Consider the following 1243-nt stretch of genomic DNA (forward strand, 5'->3'; position numbering starts at 1 on the left):
TTATCGATCTAACAGCGACTCATGTTGCTTGTTATTTAGGTGCTGATGGAACTGCAACAGCTGTTGTATCAGGAGGATCTGCACCATATACATACTTATGGAGTAACGGTGAAACAACTGCAACGATCTCAGGATTAATTGCAGGAATGTACACTGTAACTATTACAGATGAAAGAGGATGTGAAGCGATTGATTCAGTAGAAGTTACTGAACCTGGTCACTTACATGTTTATGCAACTGCAACTGGAATCTTATGTAGTGATGATTTAAATGGAACAGCAACAGCAATTGTTGGTGGTGGAGTTGAAGATTACACTTTTGTTTGGACACAGTTCGGCGAAGTTGTTTCAACTGAAAACCCAGCAACTGATCTAGCTGCCGGTCCAATAGTTGTTACTGTTACAGATGCTAACGGTTGTACTGCAATCGGTTCTACTGAAATTACAAGCCCAGAAGAATTAGTAGTTGAACTTGGTTCGACTAACGTTCTTTGTCATGGTGAATCTAACGGTTCGGCAGAGGCTACAGTAACAGGTGGTACAGCTGATTATTCTTACTTATGGAGTAATGGAGCAACTACGGCTTCTATTACTGATCTAATAGCTGGAACTTATTCAGTTATTGTTACAGATGCTAACGGTTGTGAAACTGAAGCTGAAGTTACAATCACTGAACCAGCAATGTTAGTATTAGCAATCGAAAGAACACACATTAGCTGTCACGGGTTGACTGATGGTAGTGCTACAGTTACAGTTAGTGGCGGTACTGCACCATTCACTTACTTGTGGAATACTGGAGCAACAACTGCTACAGTATCTGATTTAGCAGCTGGTGATTACACTGTCGAAGTGACTGATGCTAACGGATGTATGATTGATATCGCAGTTAAATTGAACGAGCCAGATGCTATTTCAATAACTATCGAATCAACCAACAATAATTGTTACGGTGATGATATGGGAACTGCTACTGCTACGGTAGATGGTGGAACTCCTGAATACACTTACATGTGGAATACAGGTGCTACTACTGAATCAATTTCAGATTTAGCTGCAGGTACTTACACTGTAGTCGTAACAGATGAAAACGGTTGTGAAATGGAAGCTTCAGTAACTATTACTGAACCTGAAATGTTAACAATCGAACTAGGTTCTACAAATGTACTTTGTAATGGTGATGCAACTGGAACAGCAACTGCTTATGCGGCTGGTGGAACAGCTCCTTACACTTACTTATGGAGCAA

Annotated in this window: 1 protein-coding gene; it reads left to right on the forward strand. The window is 40.5% G+C overall.

Annotated elements, in window-relative coordinates; all coding sequences use genetic code 11:
- A partial coding sequence (locus T367_RS0118325; RefSeq protein ID WP_027421136.1) for a SprB repeat-containing protein occupies positions 1-1243 on the forward strand: 1243 nt, incomplete at both ends.

Origin of the sequence: Crocinitomix catalasitica ATCC 23190, from assembly GCF_000621625.1 — a bacterium.
GTDB lineage: Bacteria > Bacteroidota > Bacteroidia > Flavobacteriales_D > Crocinitomicaceae > Crocinitomix > Crocinitomix catalasitica.